This is a genomic window from Streptomyces europaeiscabiei (assembly GCF_036346855.1).
Taxonomy (GTDB): Bacteria; Actinomycetota; Actinomycetes; order Streptomycetales; family Streptomycetaceae; genus Streptomyces; species Streptomyces europaeiscabiei.
The window spans coordinates 5,775,619-5,793,899 of sequence record NZ_CP107841.1; the positions used below are offsets into that span (position 1 = coordinate 5,775,619).

Annotated in this window: 19 protein-coding genes; 12 read left to right on the forward strand and 7 right to left on the reverse strand. The window is 70.3% G+C overall.

Annotated features, from left to right (window positions below):
* Positions 1 to 34 precede the first annotated feature (34 nt).
* The 8 genes from OG858_RS25255 (at position 35) to OG858_RS25290 (ending at position 9,368) form a co-directional block, all read left to right on the forward strand.
* Entirely contained in the window at positions 35 to 997 is a 963-nt protein-coding gene (locus tag OG858_RS25255; protein ID WP_328544415.1) for an alpha/beta hydrolase, read from the forward strand.
* A 363-nt stretch (positions 998 to 1,360) separates the two neighbouring features.
* The gene (locus OG858_RS25260) at positions 1,361 to 2,263 is read left to right on the forward strand and encodes an alpha/beta hydrolase (protein ID WP_408059428.1); all 903 of its coding nucleotides are present in this window, start codon (positions 1,361 to 1,363) and stop codon (positions 2,261 to 2,263) included.
* A gap of 340 nt (positions 2,264 to 2,603) precedes the next feature.
* Complete coding sequence (locus tag OG858_RS25265; protein WP_319065632.1) at positions 2,604 to 3,860, forward strand: acyltransferase family protein; 1,257 nt, start codon at positions 2,604 to 2,606, stop codon at positions 3,858 to 3,860.
* 10 nt (positions 3,861 to 3,870) lie between these two features.
* The gene (locus OG858_RS25270; protein WP_328544414.1) at positions 3,871 to 5,235 is read left to right on the forward strand and encodes a sensor histidine kinase; all 1,365 of its coding nucleotides are present in this window, start codon (positions 3,871 to 3,873) and stop codon (positions 5,233 to 5,235) included.
* Entirely contained in the window at positions 5,232 to 5,906 is a 675-nt protein-coding gene (locus OG858_RS25275) for a response regulator (protein WP_086753861.1), read from the forward strand. The genes OG858_RS25270 and OG858_RS25275 overlap by 4 nt, the downstream gene beginning before the upstream one ends.
* Before the next feature lie 148 nt (positions 5,907 to 6,054).
* Positions 6,055 to 7,407, forward strand: coding sequence for a sensor histidine kinase (locus OG858_RS25280; RefSeq protein ID WP_319267374.1), 1,353 nt, complete (start codon positions 6,055 to 6,057; stop codon positions 7,405 to 7,407).
* Positions 7,404 to 8,069 (forward strand): response regulator transcription factor, encoded by a 666-nt coding sequence (locus OG858_RS25285; RefSeq protein ID WP_327344333.1) that lies wholly within the window; start codon positions 7,404 to 7,406, stop codon positions 8,067 to 8,069. Before OG858_RS25280 ends, OG858_RS25285 begins: the two co-directional genes overlap by 4 nt.
* Positions 8,070 to 8,150: 81 nt before the next feature.
* Complete coding sequence (locus OG858_RS25290; protein ID WP_328544413.1) at positions 8,151 to 9,368, forward strand: cytochrome P450; 1,218 nt, start codon at positions 8,151 to 8,153, stop codon at positions 9,366 to 9,368.
* Here OG858_RS25290 and OG858_RS25295 read toward each other — a convergent pair.
* The 3 genes from OG858_RS25295 to OG858_RS25305 all read right to left on the reverse strand — a co-directional run bounded on the left by OG858_RS25295 (position 9,351) and on the right by OG858_RS25305 (position 12,421).
* Positions 9,351 to 9,635, reverse strand: coding sequence for a hypothetical protein (locus tag OG858_RS25295; RefSeq protein WP_327745871.1), 285 nt, complete (start codon positions 9,633 to 9,635; stop codon positions 9,351 to 9,353). The two genes, OG858_RS25290 and OG858_RS25295, sit on opposite strands and share 18 nt — an antisense overlap.
* Before the next feature lie 186 nt (positions 9,636 to 9,821).
* The gene (locus OG858_RS25300) at positions 9,822 to 11,471 is read right to left on the reverse strand and encodes an ABC transporter permease (RefSeq protein WP_319065562.1); all 1,650 of its coding nucleotides are present in this window, start codon (positions 11,469 to 11,471) and stop codon (positions 9,822 to 9,824) included.
* On the reverse strand, positions 11,468 to 12,421 hold the full coding sequence (locus OG858_RS25305; protein ID WP_319065561.1) for an ABC transporter ATP-binding protein: 954 nt from the start codon (positions 12,419 to 12,421) through the stop codon (positions 11,468 to 11,470). The genes OG858_RS25300 and OG858_RS25305 overlap by 4 nt, the downstream gene beginning before the upstream one ends.
* Positions 12,422 to 12,563: 142 nt before the next feature.
* Between OG858_RS25305 and OG858_RS25310 the strand changes: the two genes are divergently transcribed.
* Positions 12,564 to 13,112, forward strand: a complete 549-nt coding sequence (locus OG858_RS25310; RefSeq protein ID WP_086746593.1) for a GbsR/MarR family transcriptional regulator — start codon at positions 12,564 to 12,566, stop codon at positions 13,110 to 13,112.
* Positions 13,113 to 13,133: 21 nt separating this feature from the next.
* On the opposite strand, the gene OG858_RS25315 is transcribed toward OG858_RS25310, so the two are convergent.
* The 3 genes from OG858_RS25315 to OG858_RS25325 all read right to left on the reverse strand — a co-directional run bounded on the left by OG858_RS25315 (position 13,134) and on the right by OG858_RS25325 (position 15,317).
* Positions 13,134 to 13,670 carry a DNA-binding protein gene (locus tag OG858_RS25315; RefSeq protein WP_319267366.1) on the reverse strand — a complete coding sequence of 179 codons (537 nt, stop codon included), beginning with the start codon at positions 13,668 to 13,670 and terminating at the stop codon, positions 13,134 to 13,136.
* A gap of 791 nt (positions 13,671 to 14,461) precedes the next feature.
* Positions 14,462 to 14,671: a hypothetical protein gene (locus OG858_RS25320; RefSeq protein ID WP_319065558.1), complete on the reverse strand. Its 210-nt coding sequence runs from the start codon at positions 14,669 to 14,671 to the stop codon at positions 14,462 to 14,464.
* A 229-nt stretch (positions 14,672 to 14,900) separates the two neighbouring features.
* A complete protein-coding gene (locus tag OG858_RS25325) occupies positions 14,901 to 15,317 on the reverse strand; it encodes an ATP-binding protein (protein ID WP_319065557.1) in 417 nt (138 codons plus the stop codon).
* 183 nt (positions 15,318 to 15,500) lie between these two features.
* On the opposite strand from OG858_RS25325, the gene OG858_RS25330 reads away from it, so the two are divergent.
* Positions 15,501 to 16,367, forward strand: coding sequence for a helix-turn-helix domain-containing protein (locus OG858_RS25330; protein WP_319065556.1), 867 nt, complete (start codon positions 15,501 to 15,503; stop codon positions 16,365 to 16,367).
* Entirely contained in the window at positions 16,364 to 16,561 is a 198-nt protein-coding gene (locus tag OG858_RS25335; protein WP_319065555.1) for a DUF397 domain-containing protein, read from the forward strand. The genes OG858_RS25330 and OG858_RS25335 overlap by 4 nt, the downstream gene beginning before the upstream one ends.
* Before the next feature lie 159 nt (positions 16,562 to 16,720).
* Here the strand turns inward: OG858_RS25335 and OG858_RS25340 are convergent, their stop codons facing one another.
* On the reverse strand, positions 16,721 to 17,287 hold the full coding sequence (locus tag OG858_RS25340) for a hypothetical protein (protein ID WP_319065554.1): 567 nt from the start codon (positions 17,285 to 17,287) through the stop codon (positions 16,721 to 16,723).
* 600 nt (positions 17,288 to 17,887) lie between these two features.
* Here OG858_RS25340 and OG858_RS25345 point away from each other — a divergent pair.
* Positions 17,888 to 18,271 carry a hypothetical protein gene (locus OG858_RS25345; RefSeq protein WP_319267353.1) on the forward strand — a complete coding sequence of 128 codons (384 nt, stop codon included), beginning with the start codon at positions 17,888 to 17,890 and terminating at the stop codon, positions 18,269 to 18,271.
* The last annotated feature ends 10 nt before the right edge of the window (positions 18,272 to 18,281 follow it).

Consider the following 18,281-nt stretch of genomic DNA (forward strand, 5'->3'; position numbering starts at 1 on the left):
CCTTCCAAATCCGTTTCACCCGAGAGGTTGGCGCATGCCGGACGACGACGCCGCAGCCCGCGATGCCGCCGAAGAGGCATCCGCCTTCTCGCACCCGACCATCGCCCCGGACGCCACGGTGGCCTACGGCGACCACCCCGACCAGGTGATCGACTTCTACGCCCCCCGCACCTCCGACTCGGGAACAGGCGAAGGAACAGGCGAAGGAACAGGAACAGGAACAGGCGGGGGCAGGGGCGCGGTCGCATCCCCGGGCACCGCCCCCGTGGTCGTGGTCCTGCACGGCGGTGCCTGGCGAGCCCCCTACGACCGTCACCACATCACCCCCTTCGCCGACTTCCTCGCCCGCCACGGTTTCGCGGTGGCCAACATCGAGTACCGGCGAGGAAGCTCACTGCCCGCCCAGACCGGCCCCACCGGCACCCCCGCCCCGACCGCGGGCCGCTGGCCGGAGACGTTCGACGACATCGCCGCCGCCCTCGACGCCCTGCCGGACCTCGTACGCGCGGCCCTGCCCCAGGCGGACCCCCGCCGCATGGTCCTCACCGGCCACTCCGCCGGCGGTCACCTCGCCCTGTGGGCCGCGGCCCGCCACGTACTCCCGCCCGACGCCCCGTGGCGCACCTCCCGCCCCGCCCCGCTCCGCGGAGTCGTCGCCCTGGCCCCCATCGCCGACTTCGGCGTGGCCGAGAAGCTGGACGTCTGCGGCGGCGCGACCACCCAACTCCTCGGCGGGCAGGACAAGTTCACCGACCGGCGCCCCTACGCCGACCCCGCGCTCCTCCTCCCGACCGGCATCGCCACGGCCCTCGTCCAGGGCCGCTCCGACATCGTCGTCCCGCAGGCCGTCGCCGAGGCGTACGCCGACGCCGCGGCCAAGGCGGGCGAGGTCGTGGGCCTGACCCTGCTGGAGGACGTGGGGCACTTCCCCCTCATCGACCCGGCGGCGGACGCGTGCGCCGTGGTGGTGGAGGAGATCTCGCAACTGGCCTGGTGAACGGTGCCGTGACACGGCCCCCGCCACCGTCCAGGCTCCTCCCCGCTGATACCCGTAATACCTGAGGGCTACATCCCGAATGAGCTCCCTGGCGTGACGCCGACGACGGCTCCCGATCCATAACTTCTTTCCCAGAGCGGCCCGATGGACGGGCGGCCCGAGGGGGAAGGGGCGGGTGACATGGGGGTCGCGACATGGCCGGAGGCAGACCTTCGGCCATCCACGGAACCACGCCCGAAGGCACAACCACCCCGACCGTCCCCCACACCGGCGGACCCCCGACCCGGCGACCCCCGGCAGGCCGCGCCCCGGTTCCGCCCCTCCTGGCCGGCCCGGCTACGGCGAACGCTGCTCGCCCTCCTGGTGGCGACGGCCGTGATCGTTCCCCTCTCCGCCGCGGCCCGGCCGCAGATCCCCGCCCCGCCCCCGGCACCACTCGCCCCGCCGACGCCGACGACCCTCAGGTCGACGTACGAGGCCAACCGCGAGAACGCCGCGGTGGCGGCCCGTATGGCCGAAGCCCACGGCGACCGGAGCCGGGCCGCGACCGACCGGTGGATGGCGGCCCCCGCCAGGCAGCTCCTGACATTCGACGGCCGGGGCCCCGGCCAGGCGGTGGAAGTCCTGGGTGACCTGCTGAAGGCCGACCACATAGCGGTCCTGGTCCCGGGCTCGGACACGAGCCTGGACACCTACGACCGCTTCCACAGAGCCGCACAGGCCCTGTACGACCGCACGGGCCCGGACACGGCGGTGATCGCCTGGCTCGGCTACGAAACACCCGGAACCATCAGCACAACGGTCCTCACACCCACCCGAGCCGAACAGGCGGCCCCCCACCTCCGCGCGTTCATACGCGAACTGCGAGGCCTGGTGGGCGACTCCACCAGCGTCGCCCTCCTCTGCCACTCCTACGGCTCGGTCGTCTGCGCCCGCGCCGTCACCGATCTCGACGACGTCGACGACATGGCACTGATCGGCAGCCCCGGCACCGGCGCGGACAGTGCGGCCGCCCTGCACACCTCGGCACGCGTATGGGCGGCCCGGGGCACGGACGACTGGATCGGCATGGTCCCCCACACCCGAACCGACCTCTTCGGCACCACCCTCGGCTTCGGCTCCGACCCCACGTCCCCCTCCTTCGGTGCCCACGTCTTCACCGCAGGCCCCGCCGGCCACAGCGGCTACTTCGCCCCCGACTCCACCTCCCTGAAAAACCTCGCCCGCATAGCCCAAGGCGCCCCCGCGGAGGTAACCCATGCATGACCGCACCCCCACGCCCAGGGCTACCCAAGCTCCAGCAGGAGCAGGAGCAGGAGCAGGAGCAGGAGCAGGAGCAGGAGCAGCCGCGGGAGTCGGGGCAGCCGCGGGAGTCGGGGCTGGCGCCGGGGCGAAAGCCAGGAGTGGTGTCAATGCCCGGGGTGCGGCTGAAACGCGGGCCGCAGCCGCCGACCACGCTCAACTCCCAGAGGGGTCACCCGCACCCGACCACGGTTCCCGCACGGACGGTGCGGGTGGGAACCGCGGTCGGGTCGAAGGCCGGGAGCACCCCGAGGCACCCGCACGACCCACCCGCACCGAACGCCCCCGATCCCCTCTCGCCGCCATCCGCCGAGCCGCCCACCACGTCGACACCGCCACCCCACCCCACCGAGACCGCGCAGTGGACGCCCTCCGGGCCCTCGCCATACTCGGCATAATCCTGGGCCACTGGCTGGTCACCGCCCTCGTCGCGGACGGCAACACCCTTCACGCCGCCAGTCCCCTCCAGCACCTGCCCCAACTGGCCCCCATCTCCTGGCTCTTCCAGACCCTCGCCGTCTTCTTCCTGGTGGGCGGCCACGTAGCCACGAAGAGCTACACCTCGGCCCGAGCCCACGGCACCACGTACACCCCATGGCTCCGCACCCGCCTGACCCGTCTGTTCCTCCCGGTCGCCGCCCTCCTGACCCTCTGGACGGCGGTCACGATCACTCTCCTGGCCACAGGCGCCCGCGTCGACACGGTCCACACCCTCGCGAAACTGGCCCTGTCCCCGCTGTGGTTCCTTCTGGTCTTCGCCGCCCTGACGGCAGCGACACCCCTGCTGACCCGCCTCAACCCGCTCTGGCCCCTGGCCGTCGTCCTTCACGTGGACCTCATCCGATTCGGTCTCGGCGGCCCCCAGGGCCTCGGCTGGATCAACCTGGCCGCGGGCTGGCTGGTCCCGTACACCCTGGGCGCGGCCTGGACCCGAGGCGAACTGGAGCGCCTGCGCGCAGGCTGGACCCTGCTGGTGTCGGGTACGACGGCGACGGCGGCCCTGATCATCTGGGCCGGCTACCCGGCGTCGATGGTCGGCGTCCCCGGCGCGCAGATCTCCAACCTCAACCCACCCACCCTGGCCGCCGTCACCTTCGGCCTGGCCCAGTGCGGACTCGCCCTGCTGCTGCGCGGCCCACTCCGCCGCATGCTGCGACGCCGACCGATGGCCTGGGCGGCGGTGGCCCTCGTCAACCTCTCGGCGATGACGGTGTTCCTCTGGCACCAGACCGCGCTGATGGCGACCACCGCCACCGGCCTCGCGGCAGGCCGCCTCCCCGGCCTGCACACCCTCCCCGACGACCTCGGCTGGGTGGCCGCCCGCCTCGTCTGGCTGCCGGTGTTCGCCCTGGCGCTGCTGGTCTGCCGGGCAGCCTTCCACGGCTACGAGAACCGCCGTCCCCGTACCCGCGAGGGCTCCCGGGTGGTGCGCGTCCAGCGGCGGCAACAGCCGCAAAGGCCGCGGCGATCGGCAGGCATACGGCAGCCTCACAGCACACAGCGGCATGACAGCACGCGGCAGTCGAAGAAGACGGAGACCAAGGCGGTTCGTCATGCCTAGGGTGGTGCGGATGAGTGCGGTGGAGAAGCGGCTGACCAAGGGCCTACGGGTGCTGCGCGAGGACCTGTGGAGTGGCACGTCGCACCCGCTGCCCCCGTCGGTCTGGCTCCGCTGGCTGCCGCACGGCCTGGTCTTCCTGTTCGCGTTCGGCACCACGGTGGCCAACGCCGATTACATGGTCGACGGGTACGGCCTTGGCATGGAGTACGGCCTGCTGTGCGCGGCCGCGCAGGGAGCGGCGGTGGCGCTCGCGCTGTGGTGGCCGGTTCCGGCGTGGTGGCTGTCGACCACGGTCATGGTCGTGGCGGCCTTGGGCGCCCGCGTTCACCAGATCTCCAACCCGACTTGGGACGCTCCCTTCTGGCCGTGGAGCGGGCCCGGGATCTTCGTACAGACCATGGTGCTGTTCCTGCTCGCGCTGCGGTTGCCCACCCGCGTGGCCGTCGAGGTGCTGGCTCTCACCGCGCTGGTCACGTACGTCCTTCAGGGGCTGGTCGGCGGTCAGAACTACGTGCCGTCGGGCGCGTTGGCGCTGGCGATGTTCACGGGTGTAACCATCCTCGGTGGCGCCCTGCGCGGCCGCCGTGAGGCCCGTAGCCAACTCGTCGAGCAGACGAGCATGACCGCCGAGGAACGCTCCCGCCGCACCGTCCTGGAGGAGCGCAGCCGCATCGCGCGCGAGCTGCACGACGTGGTCGCCCACCACATGTCGGTGATCTCCATCCAGGCCCAGGTCGCCCCGCACCTGGTGGAGAACCCGTCCGAGGAACTGAAGGAGAACCTCCACGGCATCCGGCAGAACGCGCTGGAGGCCCTCACCGAACTCCGCCGCGTCCTGGGCGTCCTGCGCTCGGAGAACGACCCGGACGCCGACCCCGACGACCCGCACGGGATAGCGGCCCTCACCGAGGGCACCGCTCCGCACGCACCGCAGCCCACCCTGGACCGTCTCGACGCGCTCATCGACAACACCCGCGCGGCCGGCCTGGCGGTCGTCACCGAGATCCACGGCGAGGTGAGCCCGCTGCCGCCGGGCGTGGAGCTGTCGGCGTACCGGATAGTGCAGGAGGCGCTCAGCAACGCCCTGCGGCACGCGCCCGGGTCGACCGTTCGGGTGGAGCTCACCCACTTCCCGCGCGGTCTGCAGGTGCGGGTGATCAACTCGCGTCCCGCCCGCAAGGCCCCACCGTTCCCCGGCGCCGGCCACGGGCTCCTCGGTATGCGTGAGCGTGCCGCGATGCTCGGTGGCACCCTCATGGCGACCGAGACCTCCCACGGCGGCTTCGCCGTCGTGGCCTTCCTTCCGCGTAACGGCGAACCAGGCAGCGAGCTCTGGGAGCAGGCACCGGACACGACAGGAGAAAAGAGTCCATGACGAGCAGCACCATCCGTGTACTGATCGCCGACGACCAGCAGATGGTCCGGCAGGGCTTCTCGGTGCTGCTCAACACCCAGCCCGACATCGACGTCGTCGGCCAGGCGGTGCACGGCCTCGACGCGATCGACAAGGTCGCCGAACTCGCCCCGGACGTCGTCCTGATGGACATCCGGATGCCCGAGCTGGGCGGCATCGAGGCCACCCGGCGCATCACCACCGAGCGCCCGCACATCAGGGTCCTCGTCCTCACCACCTTCGACCTCGACGAGTACGTCTACGAGGCACTGCGCGCCGGCGCGTCCGGCTTTCTTCTCAAGGACGCCTCCGCCGACCAGCTCGCCGAGGCGGTACGGGTCGTCGCGGCGGGCGACGCCCTGCTCGCCCCCGGCATCACCCGCCGCCTCATCGCCGAGTTCTCCCGCCTCGGCACCACGCCGCGCGCCCCGTCGAAGGAACGTGTCGGCGACCTGACCGAGCGGGAGACCGAGGTGCTCACCCTGATCGCCCAGGGCCTGTCCAACGCCGAGATCGCCCAGCGCCTCGTCGTCGCCGAACAGACCGTGAAGACCCACGTGGGCCGCATCCTGGTCAAACTGGGCCTGCGTGACCGCACCCAGGCAGCGGTCTTCGCCTATGAGTCTGGCCTGGTCCGCCCCACGGGCTATTGAACGCCCGCCACCGCCCGACACGAAACGGTCCACCGGATCACGGACACGCACGCCGACCACATATGACCCGTAGTACCTGAGACGGACCCGGACAGACCCTCCTCACTGGTGACGACGCCGGCCCGGCCCTCCGCCTACCGTTTTCAACGTGACCGAGACGACCCAGACGCACACGATGCCCTTGCGCGGCGAGGGCAAGCCGAGCAACAGCCCGGAGTTCCGGGTGGCCATGGACGCGTGGCGCAGGCTACGCCAGGACCTGTTCCACGACGGGTTCGCCTACCGACCGATGCCCCCGATGAAGATGGACGGCCCGTTCACCGGCCGGCTCTCCGGCCGCCCGCGCGAATACGTGGCCTGGGCCCCGCATGCCGCCGTGGTGATGGCCGGCCTGCTCTCGATGGCCATCGCCGCCTCCGCCAGCGACGGAAGCGGGCTCACCGCGATGGTGGCTGCCGCCTTCGCCCTGATTCCGGTCCTGCTGACCATGATCAGACCCGTGGCGGCCTTCTGGGTGTCCATGATCGCGGCTCCCTTGACCGCGGTGGGCAGCGGTCTGTGGGACGACTGGCCGTGGACGGCCGGCAGCTTCGCGGCCCATCTCGTGGTGATGACGGTCGTGGCCTTGCGCACGCGACCGCGCATAGCCGCCTGGATGTGGGGCCTGACCGCGGCGTACGGGGCGTTCCTGGAGACCGCCCTCGGCGGCGACCACTACGCGGCGAACAACACGGTCCCGCTGCTCGTCGTCTCCGCCATGTCCTTGCTGGCAGCCTCCGCCCTGACCATACGCCGCACGGCCCAGCGCGAGGTGACCGCGCAGCAGACAGTGACCGAGCACGAGCGCTCCAAGCGCACTCTCCTGGAGGAGCGCACCACGATCGCCCGTGAGCTGCACGACGTGGTCGCCCATCACATGTCGGTGGTCGCCATCCAGGCCGAGGCAGCGCCCTACCGCGTGGAGAACCCGCCGCCGGAGCTGGAGCAGGCCTTCGTCACGATCCGGGAGAACGCGGTGGCGGCGCTCACCGAGCTGCGCCGTGTCCTCGGGGTGGTCCGTGCCGAGGACTACGAGGCCCCGGACGCCCCGCAGCCCACCCTCGCCGACCTCGACGGCCTGCTCGCCAACGTGCGGGAGGCCGGCCTGACGGTCGACAAGGCGGTCACCGGAGCGGTCCGTGAACTCCCGCAGGGCGTGGAGCTGTCGGCGTACCGCATAGTGCAGGAAGCCCTCAGCAACACGCTGCGGCACGCGCCGGGCGCCACGGCCCGCGTGGAGATCGGCTATGTCCTGGGCGGCCTCGGGCTGCGCATGGTCAACGGCCCGTCGCCGGAGGTGAGCCTGGTGAAGTCCACGCACGGCACCGGCCACGGCCTCACGGGCATGCGCGAACGCGTCACGATGCTGAACGGCGAGATGACGACGGGCGGTACGGAGGACGGAGGCTACGAGGTGACGGTCTTCCTGCCGGTGCCCAGCGCGAGCGAGGGCGACGCATGACGATCCGCGTGCTGATCGCCGACGACCAGATGATGGTCCGCGAGGGCTTCTCCGTGCTGCTCGGCGCGATGCCGGACATCGAGGTGGTCGGCGAGGCGGTGAACGGCCGGGACGCGGTCGAGCGGGTCCGGGAGCTGTCGCCGGACGTCGTCCTGATGGACATCCGGATGCCCGAGCTGAACGGCATCGAGGCCACCCGGGAGATCGTCGCGTCGAACGGCGGGGCGAAGGTGCTGGTCCTGACCACGTTCGACCTCGACGAGTACGTGTACCAGGCGCTGCGCGCGGGAGCCTCCGGCTTCCTCCTCAAGGACGCCTCCGCCCGCCAACTGGCCGACGGGGTCCGTGTGGTGGCCGCCGGGGAGGCGCTCCTCGCCCCGTCGGTCACCAAGCGCCTGATCACGGAGTTCTCCAAGCTGGCCCAGGCTCCCCGCCCCTCGGCGGCCACCCAGCTGGCGTACGGCGAACTCACCGACCGCGAGACCGAGGTCCTGGTCCTCATCGCCCAGGGGCTGTCCAATCTGGAGATAGCCGAGCGCCTGGTGGTCGCCGAGTCCACGATCAAGACCCATGTGAGCCGGATCCTGGTCAAGCTGGGCCTGCGCGACCGCACCCAGGCGGCGGTGTTCGCCTACGAGGCGAGGTTGGTCACTCCCGGCTGACTGGGCCCGCAAGCGGGTTCGTCGAGGTCACACGCTGGTTCCCCCTGGTCATAGGGCCCGCTCGCGGGTTAGCGTCCGGTCATGGCAGCTGCTTTTGACCTCGCTTTCGACCCGTGGGACCCCGACTTCGTGGCCGACCCGTACCCGGCGTACGCGGAGCTGCGGGCCCGGGGCCGTGTGCAGTACTTCGAGCCCACGAACCAGTGGCTGGTACCGCACCACGCGGACGTCTCGGCGCTGCTGCGGGACCGGCGGCTCGGGCGGACGTACCAGCACCGGTTCACGCACGAGGACTTCGGCCGGGGCGCGCCGCCGGCGGAGTACGAGCCGTTCCACACGCTGAACGACCACGGGATGCTCGACCTGGAGCCCCCGGACCACACGCGGATCCGGAGGCTGGTGTCGAAGGCGTTCACACCGCGCACGGTGGAGCGGCTGAAGCCTTACGTGGAGGACCTGGCCGGTGAGCTGGTGGCCGGGCTGGTGGAGGCCGGCGGGGGTGACCTTCTGACGGATGTCGCGGAGCCGCTGCCGGTGGCGGTGATCGCCGAGATGCTCGGTATCCCCGAGTCGGACCGGGCACCGCTGCGGCCCTGGTCGGCGGACATCTGCGGGATGTACGAGCTGAGCCCGTCGGAGGAGACGGCGAAGCGGGCGGTGCGGGCATCGGTGGAGTTCTCGGAGTATTTGCGGGAGCTGATCGAGCACCGTCGGGCGGAGCCGGGCGAGGACCTGATCTCGGGCCTGATCGCCGCGCACGACGAGGGCGACCGTCTCACCGAGCAGGAGATGATCTCCACCTGTGTGCTGCTGCTGAACGCGGGCCACGAGGCGACGGTCAACGCCACGGTGAACGGCTGGTGGGCGCTGTTCCGGAACCCGGCGCAGTTGGCGTCCCTGCGCGCGGACCACTCGCTGGTGCCTGCGGCGGTGGAGGAGCTGATGCGGTACGACACCCCGCTGCAGCTGTTCGAGCGGTGGGTGCTGGACGACATCGAGATCGACGGGACGACGGTTCCGCGGGGCGCGGAGATCGCGATGCTGTTCGGCTCGGCGAACCATGACCCGTCCGTGTTCGCGGACCCCGAGAAGCTGGACCTCACCCGTGAGGAGAACCCGCACATCTCCTTCAGCGCGGGTATCCACTACTGCATCGGCGCGCCCCTCGCCCGTATCGAACTGGCGGCCTCGATGACGGCCCTCCTGACCAAGGCCCCGACGCTCGCCCTGGCCACCGAGCCGACACGGAAGCCGAACTTCGTCATCCGGGGCCTGGACGGCCTATCCGTCGAGATCTGAGAAGTCCCCACCGCCCGATCCCGACCCCGATCCCGATCTCGGTCCCGACGAGGGCCCCCGCCCGGACTCCGCCCCCGGCCCCCGTCGCCGGGCGAGCAACAGCGCGATCACCAGGCAGACGGCTGCCGGGAGGGCGGCGCCGGCCAGGGCGACGAAGGGGAGTTCGGTGGCGAGGACGGTGTAGTCCATGTCCTCGCCTTCGAAGCCGCCTTGGAGATGGCGTCGCGTGCGGTCCGAGGTGCTCCAGGCGAGCGTCGCGGCCAGCATGCCCACCGCTGACAGCGCACATCCCCCACACCCCAAGCTGCTCTGCCGATTCACCCCCGGCCCCCTCGCGTCCCTCGTTCCCCTGGTCCTGCTCGTCCCGCTCGCCTCGCTGCTCCGGTTGGTCCATGACGGACATGACGGAAGGGACGCACCCCGGTCGGCCGTGGTTCTCCTGGGTGCCCGCCTTCAGCTGCTCAGATCCCGCCGCCGCAGCCCCGCCAGACCTCCCGCCACGAGCAGCACCGCGACCCCGGTCAGCACCAGCACCGGCGTCCACTCCATCTCTCCGCCGGGCAGCTTGGGGAGATGACCGAAGGGGGAGAGGTCGAGGACGGCTTGGGGGGCGTTGAGCACGGGGCCGATCCAGCCGATGAGGAGGGCGGCGCCGGCGAGCCCCCAGGCCGCCGTGACCGCTCGGGGGGTGAGCCCGTGGAGCAGGACGGCGGCGCCGCCGATGACCCACACCCCGGCGACCTGGACGAGGCACGCGCCCAGGATCGGGGCGGCCTCCTTGCCGTAGCCGAGGGCGAAGCCGAGACCGGCGAGGAGCATGATCCACGCGGTTCCGCCGAAGGCGACGAAGAGGTGCCCGGCGGCCCAGCGGAGCCGGCCCACCGAGTTCGCCAGGAGCGGTTCGGCACGCCCGGAGGTCTCTTCACCGTGCAGGCGCAGCACCGAGCCGACGATGTAGAGCGCGGCGATCAGACCGAGCATGCCGATCATGGAGGCGAGGAAGGCGTTGGTCAGACCGGACTGGCCGCCCATGCGTTCGAAGATCTCGCGGGCGCCCTCGTTGTCGCCGACGAAGTCGGCCGTGCCTTCGGTCAGCCCGCCGTAGACGGCCCCGGCGAGGAAGAAACCGATGCTCCAGCCGAGGACGCTGCCCCGCTGCAGCCGCCAGGCCAGCGCGCCGGCCGTACCCAGCCGGCCGGCCGCCGGTCCCGGCCGGGTCGGCAGAAAGCTCATGCCGACATCGCGGCGCCCGGCGAGTGCGTACGCCAGCGCGCCCTGGATCGCCGTCGCCGCCACGAACAGCAGCAGCACCCACCACCGCTCATCCGCGAACGAACGCTCGTTCTCCAGCCACCCCAGCGGCGACACCCACGTCAAGAAAGACGAACCTTCGTTCTCGGAAGCGTCGCCAGCCGCCCGCAGTACGAACGCCGCGCCCAACACCCCCGCAGCCAGCCCCCGCGCCAACCGCGCGCTCTCCGTCAGCTGCGCGACGACCGCCGCCATCGTCGCGAACACCATCCCGACGCCCGCGATCCCCAGCCCGAAGGCCGCCGCTCCCATAGCGCCCTGCCCGGCCAGCCCGAGCGTGACCAGCAACGCCAGTCCGCCGTTCGCGACGGCCGCCGTGAGCAGGGCGGCGGTCAGCGGTGCCCGGCGGCCGACCGTCCCCGACGCGACGAGTTCCTGGCGGCCGCTCTCCTCCTCGTCACGGGTGTGGCGGATGACGACGAGGAGGCTCATGACGGCGGCGAGGAGACCGGCGTAGGCGCCGACGCGCCAGGCGGTCAGGGCGCCGAGGGAGTCGTCGAAGGCGGGGCCGACCAGGGCACGCAGCGACGGGTTCGTGGTCATCTGGCGCATGAGGTCGGCGCGTTCGGCGGCGGTGCCGTACAGGCTGTTCAGGCTGTTCGGCATGGATAGGACCATCAGCCCGGTGACCGTGACCCAGACCGGGACCATCACGCGGTCGCGGCGCAGGGCGAACCTCAACAGGGTTCCCGTACCGGCCAGTTGACGGGACCCGCCGGACCGCGAGGCGAAGAGGACGGCGGTGGCGGTGCCGGCGGTGGAGGGGCCGGAGGCACTGGTGGAGGCGGTCATCGCGCGACCGCCTCTCCTGCCACGGTTTTGGCGGCGGCCCGTACGCCGTCCGTCTCGTCGTCCGTCTCGTCGTCCTGGTAGTGCCGCAGGAACAGCTCCTCCAGGGTCGGCGGCGTGGATGTCAGGGACCGTACGCCGGAGTCGGTCAGGGAGCGGAGTACGGCGTTGAGCTTGTCGGTGTCGGCCTGGAAGTGGACGCGGTTGCCCCGGACATCGAGGTCGTGGACGCCGGGGAGGCCGGTCAGGCCGACCGGCGGACCGACGAGTTCGGCGGTGACGATGGTGCGGGTCAGATGGCGCAGGTCGGCGAGGGAACCGCTCTCGACGGTGACGCCCTTGCGGATGATGCTCACCCGGTCGCACAGTTCCTCGACCTCGGTGAGGATGTGGGACGACAGCAGGACCGTACGGCCCCGGTCGCGCTCCTCCCGTACGCACCGCTGGAAGACCTCCTCCATCAGCGGGTCCAGGCCCGAGGTCGGCTCGTCCAGGATGAGGAGGTCCACGTCTGAGGCGAAGGCGGCGACGAGGGCGACCTTCTGGCGGTTGCCCTTGGAGTAGGTGCGGCCCTTCTTGGTCGGGTCCAGCTCGAACCGTTCGAGCAGCTCCGCGCGACGCCCCGCGTCCAGCCCGCCGCGCAGCCGTCCGTACAGGTCGATGACCTCGCCGCCGGACAGGTTCCGCCACAGGGTCACGTCGCCGGGGACGTACGCGATCCGGCGGTGCACCTCCACCGCGTCCGCCCACGGGTCGCGGCCCAGTACCTGCGCGGCGCCCGAGTCGGCGCGCAGCAGGCCGAGCAGGACGCGGATGGTGGTGGACTTTCCGGCGCCGTTGGGGCCGAGAAAGCCGTGGACCTCGCCGGTCTCGACGGTCAGGTCGAGGCCGTCCAGCGCGTGGGTCCGACCGAAGGACTTGTGGAGTCCGGAGACGGTGATGGCCTTCGTCATGTTCAGAACGTACGCTTACTTCAGAAATTTGTGAAGTTAAGGAAGGGTGTGAATCACGGGTAGGCTGGCCATGGTGTCTGACCAGGGCATATCGAGGGGGCACCGAGGGATACCGAGGGATACCGAGGGAGCTGATCCAGGCATGGCGGAGTCGAAGGCCGGAGCGAAGGCCGGAGTGGCTGCCGGAGCGGAAGCCGTGGGGCGCGACGCCGTGGGGCGCGACGCCGAGTCGGTCTCCCGTTTCGTCGAGCACTTCGCGGCGCAGCTCGTCGAGGCCGGGGTGCCGCGCATGCCCGCCCGGGTCTTCGCCGCGCTCCTCGCCTCCGACGCCGGCGCGCTGACCTCCGTCGAGCTGGGCGAACAGCTGCGGATCAGCCCGGCGGCCGTCTCCGGCGCGGTCCGCTATCTCGCCCAGGTGCACCTGGTGTCACGCGAGCGCGAGCCCGGCTCGCGCCGCGAGCGCTACCGCGTCCACGGCGAGCAGTGGTACGAGGCCCTCACCAATCGAGAGGCCCTCATCAAGCGTTGGGAAGAGTCGTTGCGCGAGGGTGTCGCCAGCCTGGGCGCCGACACCCCGGCGGGGCGCCGGCTCTCCGAGACCCTCGCGTTCTTCGAGTTCATCGAGACCGAGGTCGAAGCGATGATGGGCCGCTGGCGCGTCCACCGCGACGAGATGTTCGGCCGAGGCTGACCGGCACCTCGACTTGAGCCCCTACCTGTCCGTCTTCTGCGTATCCCTCTTCTCTGCGTCCGTCTCCGTGTCCGTCTTCGCGCCCGCCTCAGTGCCCGTCTCCGTACGGCTCGCCAGCCGCTCGTAACGCTGCCTCGCCGCCTGGGGCGTCTGGAGGCCGAGGCCGAAGGCGATCTCCGGCCAGGTCATGCCACGACCCCGGGCCATTTCGAGGAGCCCGACCTCCAGTTCGTCCATCTCGCCACGGGCGAGGGGGATGAGAGTCAGGGCGGCGGTGATGTCGGCGCGGTCGACCCCGTCCTCGCCGTCGGCGAGGAGGGCGGCGCCGCTGAGCAGGTACGAGACCAGTCTGATCGCCTCGTGCGCGCCGAGGACATGGGGGTGGACCTGGCGGTGACGCTGCTCGTCCGTGGCCGCGTGCCGCTCGGCGATGCGGAACAGGGACGTGTAGACGCGCTGGGCCCGCGCCCCGTCCGCGCTCGGGGGCGTGAAGGGGTCGGCGGGGGTGCCGGGAGGGATGGGATCGGAGCCATCGGCCGACGGCGAGGTAGACGACATGCGACCAGCGTCGAATACAAACAAACTGTTGTCAACGATTTATTTGCTCTGTGGATCTCGGGACTTGCCTCGCATCCGCTGAGGACCGCGGGAGCCGGCGACTCGTTCTTCCTGTGCGGACGCGAAGACTCCGCCGAAGGCCAGTGGTTCGCGAGTGAAGCGCGGGATCGGCGCCCTCGTGCAGTCGTCGGCGGCGCGTGGCCAACTCGCGGCGACTGTTGGTGGATCGGGGCGTGGGGCCCGATCGCGAATTAAGACCGGCGAGCAAGGCCAAGGTCACGGTCGACCTCCAGGTCAAGTCCGGGAGTGTCTGTGATTCCCCCCACCGTGATCGTCGGTCTGCACGGCATTCTGCGGCGGCATGCGTGGTTCGACCGGGTGGTGGAGCAGGATCCCGAGACTCCGTCGAGGAAGGTCTCCTCGCTTTTGCGATCGATCGGGCCGGTTCCTACGGCTGGCAGACCGTGAGCACTTGGCTGACCGACGTACCCGTGAGTGGTCGCCGGACATCGCGGTGTGGCTGGTGGAGATGGTCGCGGACGGATTGCGGGGGGTCGGGCGGCCGGCACGGTTGGTGATCACGGTTTCCCTGGCATCACCGGCGGCGCAGTTCCCGGACACCGGCCCGGTACGTCAGGCGCACACCGTTCCACAACGGCAGGGCCAGGCCAAGCGGAAAGAGTTGACCAAGCGCGACCAGGAGGCCGGCCCCCTGGTCGCGCAGGGCGGCCTGACCGACCAGATCGCCGACCCGGCGCCCGGCGCCCCGACTGACGGGATACGGGTCTCGCTCAATCAGAGCCGTTCCGCCGTTCCGCACCCGCCGCCTTCCTGGCCGCGCGGTGCTGTCTGGCCAGCCGCATCGAGTGAAGACACGAGACGCCGTCTCTGCGGCAGGCGTCCATGCAGGCCACGGCGTGGTCCAGCCACTCGCTGAACGTGGCCATGACCGGGTCGAGCGGCGGGGCACCGCCCTCTGGCCGCTTCGGTTCGTCGCTCACGCCGTACGCCTCTCACTCGGGTAGGTCGTGACGTACGCCCGCACGAGGTCTCGCTCGTCTCCCTTGTCTCCTTCGGCGGGATATAGGCCGTAGTCCGGTTGCGGCCGCCGCTCCCAGCAGGGTTCGCGGGGCGGCATCGGCAACCACCGGCCGTAGGTGGTCCGGTACCGTTTCGCCCGCGCGGCCCAGCGCCGCCAGCGGCCCCGGTACGGGCTCAGCGTCGCCGCCGTCACCGCGACCGCCCCGGGATCACGAAGTACGCCCACACGCACTTCGTGAACGGCCGCAGCTCATGCCCCCACCGCTCCGAGAGCCCGGCGACGAGGACGAGCCCGCGCCCGCCTTCTCCTTCCGGTGCGGGGTCGCTGTCGGTGCTCGGCACCTTTTCCTTGTCCGGGTCCGACACCTCGACCAGCACGCCGCAGCCCCGGACCGACACGACGACCTCGACCTCCGCGAGCGTCACCCGACAGTGCCGGACGGCGTTGGTGACCAGTTCCGTCGCCACGGTGGCGATGTCGTGGGCGAGTTCAGGGTCCAGGGCCCAGTCCTTGAGGATCCGCCGCACGCGGGCGCGGGCTTCGGGGACGTGTCTTGTGCGTTTGGGGATGCGGAAGGAATCGCGACGTGGGGTGAGTGCGGGCATGGCGAATGGACCCCCTGACGTGCAGTCAAGTAGCGCCGAGTAGTCGTGCGCTCACGTTGAGGCTAGATCGCGAGTATGCTGAGAAGCAACTAGACGAAGAGCATGCATGCTTAAGGGGTGGTTGCTGGGGGCTGAGGCCGTCCTAGAGTTGTCTGCCTGAGACCTTGCAGGAGAGGGGAAGCAATGCCCGCAGGGGGACGGCCGACCGTGCGCAGTAGGCGACTTGGCGCCGCACTCAAGAGGTATCGACAGGCCGCCAAGTTGGATCAGCCGCAGGCGGCGGACCTGCTCGGGGTGCACCAGACTCGGATCAGCCGGATGGAGAGCGGCCATGTGACCGCGCGCATCGTCGAGATTCGCGTGCTACTGAGCGCGTACGGTGTCGAGGACCCGGAAGTCGGCGCCAAGCTGGAGGACTTGGCGAGGCGGTCCAACCATCGGGGCTGGTGGCTCGAACATGCGGAGCATCTGAGGCCGGACTACCTCGACTTCATCGCGTTGGAGGACGACGCGACATATATCCGGGAGTGGCAGCCGGTCGTGGTGCCGGGGCTTCTGCAAACTGCGGCCTACGCGGAAGCCGCCATCGCGGTGACGCCTCACTATGTCGCTCCTGAACGGATCGCTCAGCTGGTGAAGGTGCGTGAGGCCCGGCAGGCGAAGATCCAGGAAGGCGGGGCGACGTACACCGCCATCCTCTGGGAAGCGCTCATCAGGCAGTCGCTGATCAGCGCCGATGCCCACCGGGAGCAGCTGGCTGCGATCCTTGAGGCCGGAGAGCGGCAGAACGTCACCGTGCAGGTGCTGCCCTTCAGTGCGGGGCCGGTGGCTGGTGTGACCTCCGCTTTCCAGTCCTTCAGCTTCGAATCCGAGCCGACGGTCGAAGCGGTGACCCTGGACAACATGCGGGGCGCTTCGGTCCTTGAAGCGCCCGAGGACCTGGCGGCTTACGCGAATGTGTTCGACCACCTACGATCGGTGGCACTGGCACCGGATGTCAGCACGCGACTCATTCGGAGCACACTGCTCAGCAAGGAAGACGCATCGTGACCGAGGTCATAGGCCCGTTCTGGAAATCGTCGTACACCACAGGCGAGGGACAATGCGTCGAGGTCGCCCTCACCTCCACCGGCGGCCGAGCCATCCGCGACAGCAAGAACCCCCACGGCCCCCTCCTGCACCTCTCGCCCACTGGCTGGCAGGCATTTCTCGACGCTGCCAAGAACAGCGCACGGGTGGAGTAATCACCGGCCCGAGGCCAGACCGTACGGATTAGCATGGAATGGTCATCCCCCGGGGATCAGGGATACCTCCGTGCCGGAACCCCGGCTCGATTACGGCGAGCCGGGGTTTCCGATGGTGCGGTGAGGGGATGCCTCTATCCGTTGGCAGATTCGGCCGCGTCAGTGGTGGTCGTTTTCTTTGTGGACCACGTAGAAGCTGGCTTCCAGCCTTCCGGTACCTGCCACGCTGATCCCGGGGTTGAAAGTGTGAGCGCCGACCGGGGTGTAGAGGGGGCCGGTGCAGTCGGCCCTAGGAAAGAAGCGGACGGTCTTGTCGCTTTCGTTTTGCACGGTGAAGGTGGCTGTCCCTGTGGTGACTACAGCGTCCGCGGCGACGGTGTAGCAGAACCCCGGCTCAGCGGGATACTCGCGACCGTTGATTTGGATCAGGCCCTCGTCCCGGTGGTTCCTCCGGTTCTCGCCGCGGAAGTCCTCCCGGCCCTCGCTCTTCTTGGAACCGCTCCAGCTCTCCTTCGACCCGGCGTCGGCCGGGGCGTTCGCGGCGTTCGAGCCGGCCTCGGTGCCGGTGCCGTTGCCGCCACGCGGGGCGACAGGGGCGGCGTCCTGGACGATCGAGGCGGACTGGGGGGCGGACTCCAGGGCGGAGCTGGCGTAGGTGACACCGGTGGCGGCCGCGACTGCCACGCCGACGGAGGCGGCGATCACTGTGGCTTTACGAGTGCGCAATGCACTTCCCCTTCTCTTCGTTCTCGTCGACAGGACCTGCCGACGAGAACGAACGTAATGACGGCCATTTCCGCTGTCATGTCGAGGAAGCCCGGAGCAGTGTGAAAATAGGGCTGGACGGCCGTATGAAATGTCGCCCCGGAGAGTGACGGTCGGCGTGCCTGACGCCTCATCAAAATATGGCAATGAGCTGGTATTTTGATTCGAGAGAAGCCTCTGTTCGGAACCGGCTGACACGTCGTCACCCTGATGGAGGTCCCGTAGGCGGACCTTTCCCTGAGCAGTCGTCAGGTTGGCGCTCGATCTGAATGACTGACGCCTCCTCAAGAACCGTCGGAGCGCGGCGAAAAGGCCTTGCGTCCCGTCGCGTGAATTCAATGACGAGAAGCTGTTGCGACGGCGTGTCGCGCACTCGTGCGGGCCTTGTTGTGCCTATCGTGATCGGCCCTCTGTCGAGGGTCGCGACATCGGCAACGCACGCCCCCCGCGCGCTCACCTGAAGGGGTGGAAGCGGGCATATCGGTGTGCGTGCTGGGCAGGTCGCCGTGTCAGCTGTGGCTGGCCCCTGTCGACCGACCACCATTCCCGGGAATCCACCCCATGCGCCAACTCGCCATCCTGTCCGCGGCTTTCGCCGTCCTCCTCCCCACCGCCTCCCCGGCGGTCCCGGCCACCGCGCCGGCCACCCCGGCCGCCGTACCGCCGGGGCATGTGTACTTCTGGCCCGAGCGCGGTCAGATGGGTCCGGGCGGTGCCTGGGACTACGCGCCGGGCGGCTACCGCGAGGCCGACGCCCGTGTGAAGCGCCACGCGTACTCCTTCGACTCCCACGCCCCCATCAGCGTCTTCGCCATCCACTACAAGTCCGGCGGCGGCTGCCTCTACCGCGAGATCCGCCCCGACGACTACGACGACGACTGGAGCGACTGGGCGACGAAGTTCGACGGCGTCAGCGACACCAGGATGGGCTGCGAGGCGGGCTGAGCGACGGCAA

Coding starts and splice junctions, on each gene's coding strand:
- OG858_RS25255 (WP_328544415.1), top strand. CDS start 35: ATGCCGGACGACGACGCCGCAGCCCGCGATGCCGCCGAAGAGGCATCC.
- OG858_RS25270 (WP_328544414.1), top strand. CDS start 3,871: ATGAGTGCGGTGGAGAAGCGGCTGACCAAGGGCCTACGGGTGCTGCGC.
- OG858_RS25275 (WP_086753861.1), top strand. CDS start 5,232: ATGACGAGCAGCACCATCCGTGTACTGATCGCCGACGACCAGCAGATG.
- OG858_RS25285 (WP_327344333.1), top strand. CDS start 7,404: ATGACGATCCGCGTGCTGATCGCCGACGACCAGATGATGGTCCGCGAG.
- OG858_RS25290 (WP_328544413.1), top strand. CDS start 8,151: ATGGCAGCTGCTTTTGACCTCGCTTTCGACCCGTGGGACCCCGACTTC.
- OG858_RS25295 (WP_327745871.1), bottom strand. CDS start 9,635: ATGCTGGCCGCGACGCTCGCCTGGAGCACCTCGGACCGCACGCGACGC.
- OG858_RS25300 (WP_319065562.1), bottom strand. CDS start 11,471: ATGACCGCCTCCACCAGTGCCTCCGGCCCCTCCACCGCCGGCACCGCC.
- OG858_RS25305 (WP_319065561.1), bottom strand. CDS start 12,421: ATGACGAAGGCCATCACCGTCTCCGGACTCCACAAGTCCTTCGGTCGG.
- OG858_RS25310 (WP_086746593.1), top strand. CDS start 12,564: ATGGCGGAGTCGAAGGCCGGAGCGAAGGCCGGAGTGGCTGCCGGAGCG.
- OG858_RS25315 (WP_319267366.1), bottom strand. CDS start 13,670: ATGTCGTCTACCTCGCCGTCGGCCGATGGCTCCGATCCCATCCCTCCC.
- OG858_RS25325 (WP_319065557.1), bottom strand. CDS start 15,317: ATGCCCGCACTCACCCCACGTCGCGATTCCTTCCGCATCCCCAAACGC.
- OG858_RS25330 (WP_319065556.1), top strand. CDS start 15,501: ATGCCCGCAGGGGGACGGCCGACCGTGCGCAGTAGGCGACTTGGCGCC.
- OG858_RS25345 (WP_319267353.1), top strand. CDS start 17,888: ATGCGCCAACTCGCCATCCTGTCCGCGGCTTTCGCCGTCCTCCTCCCC.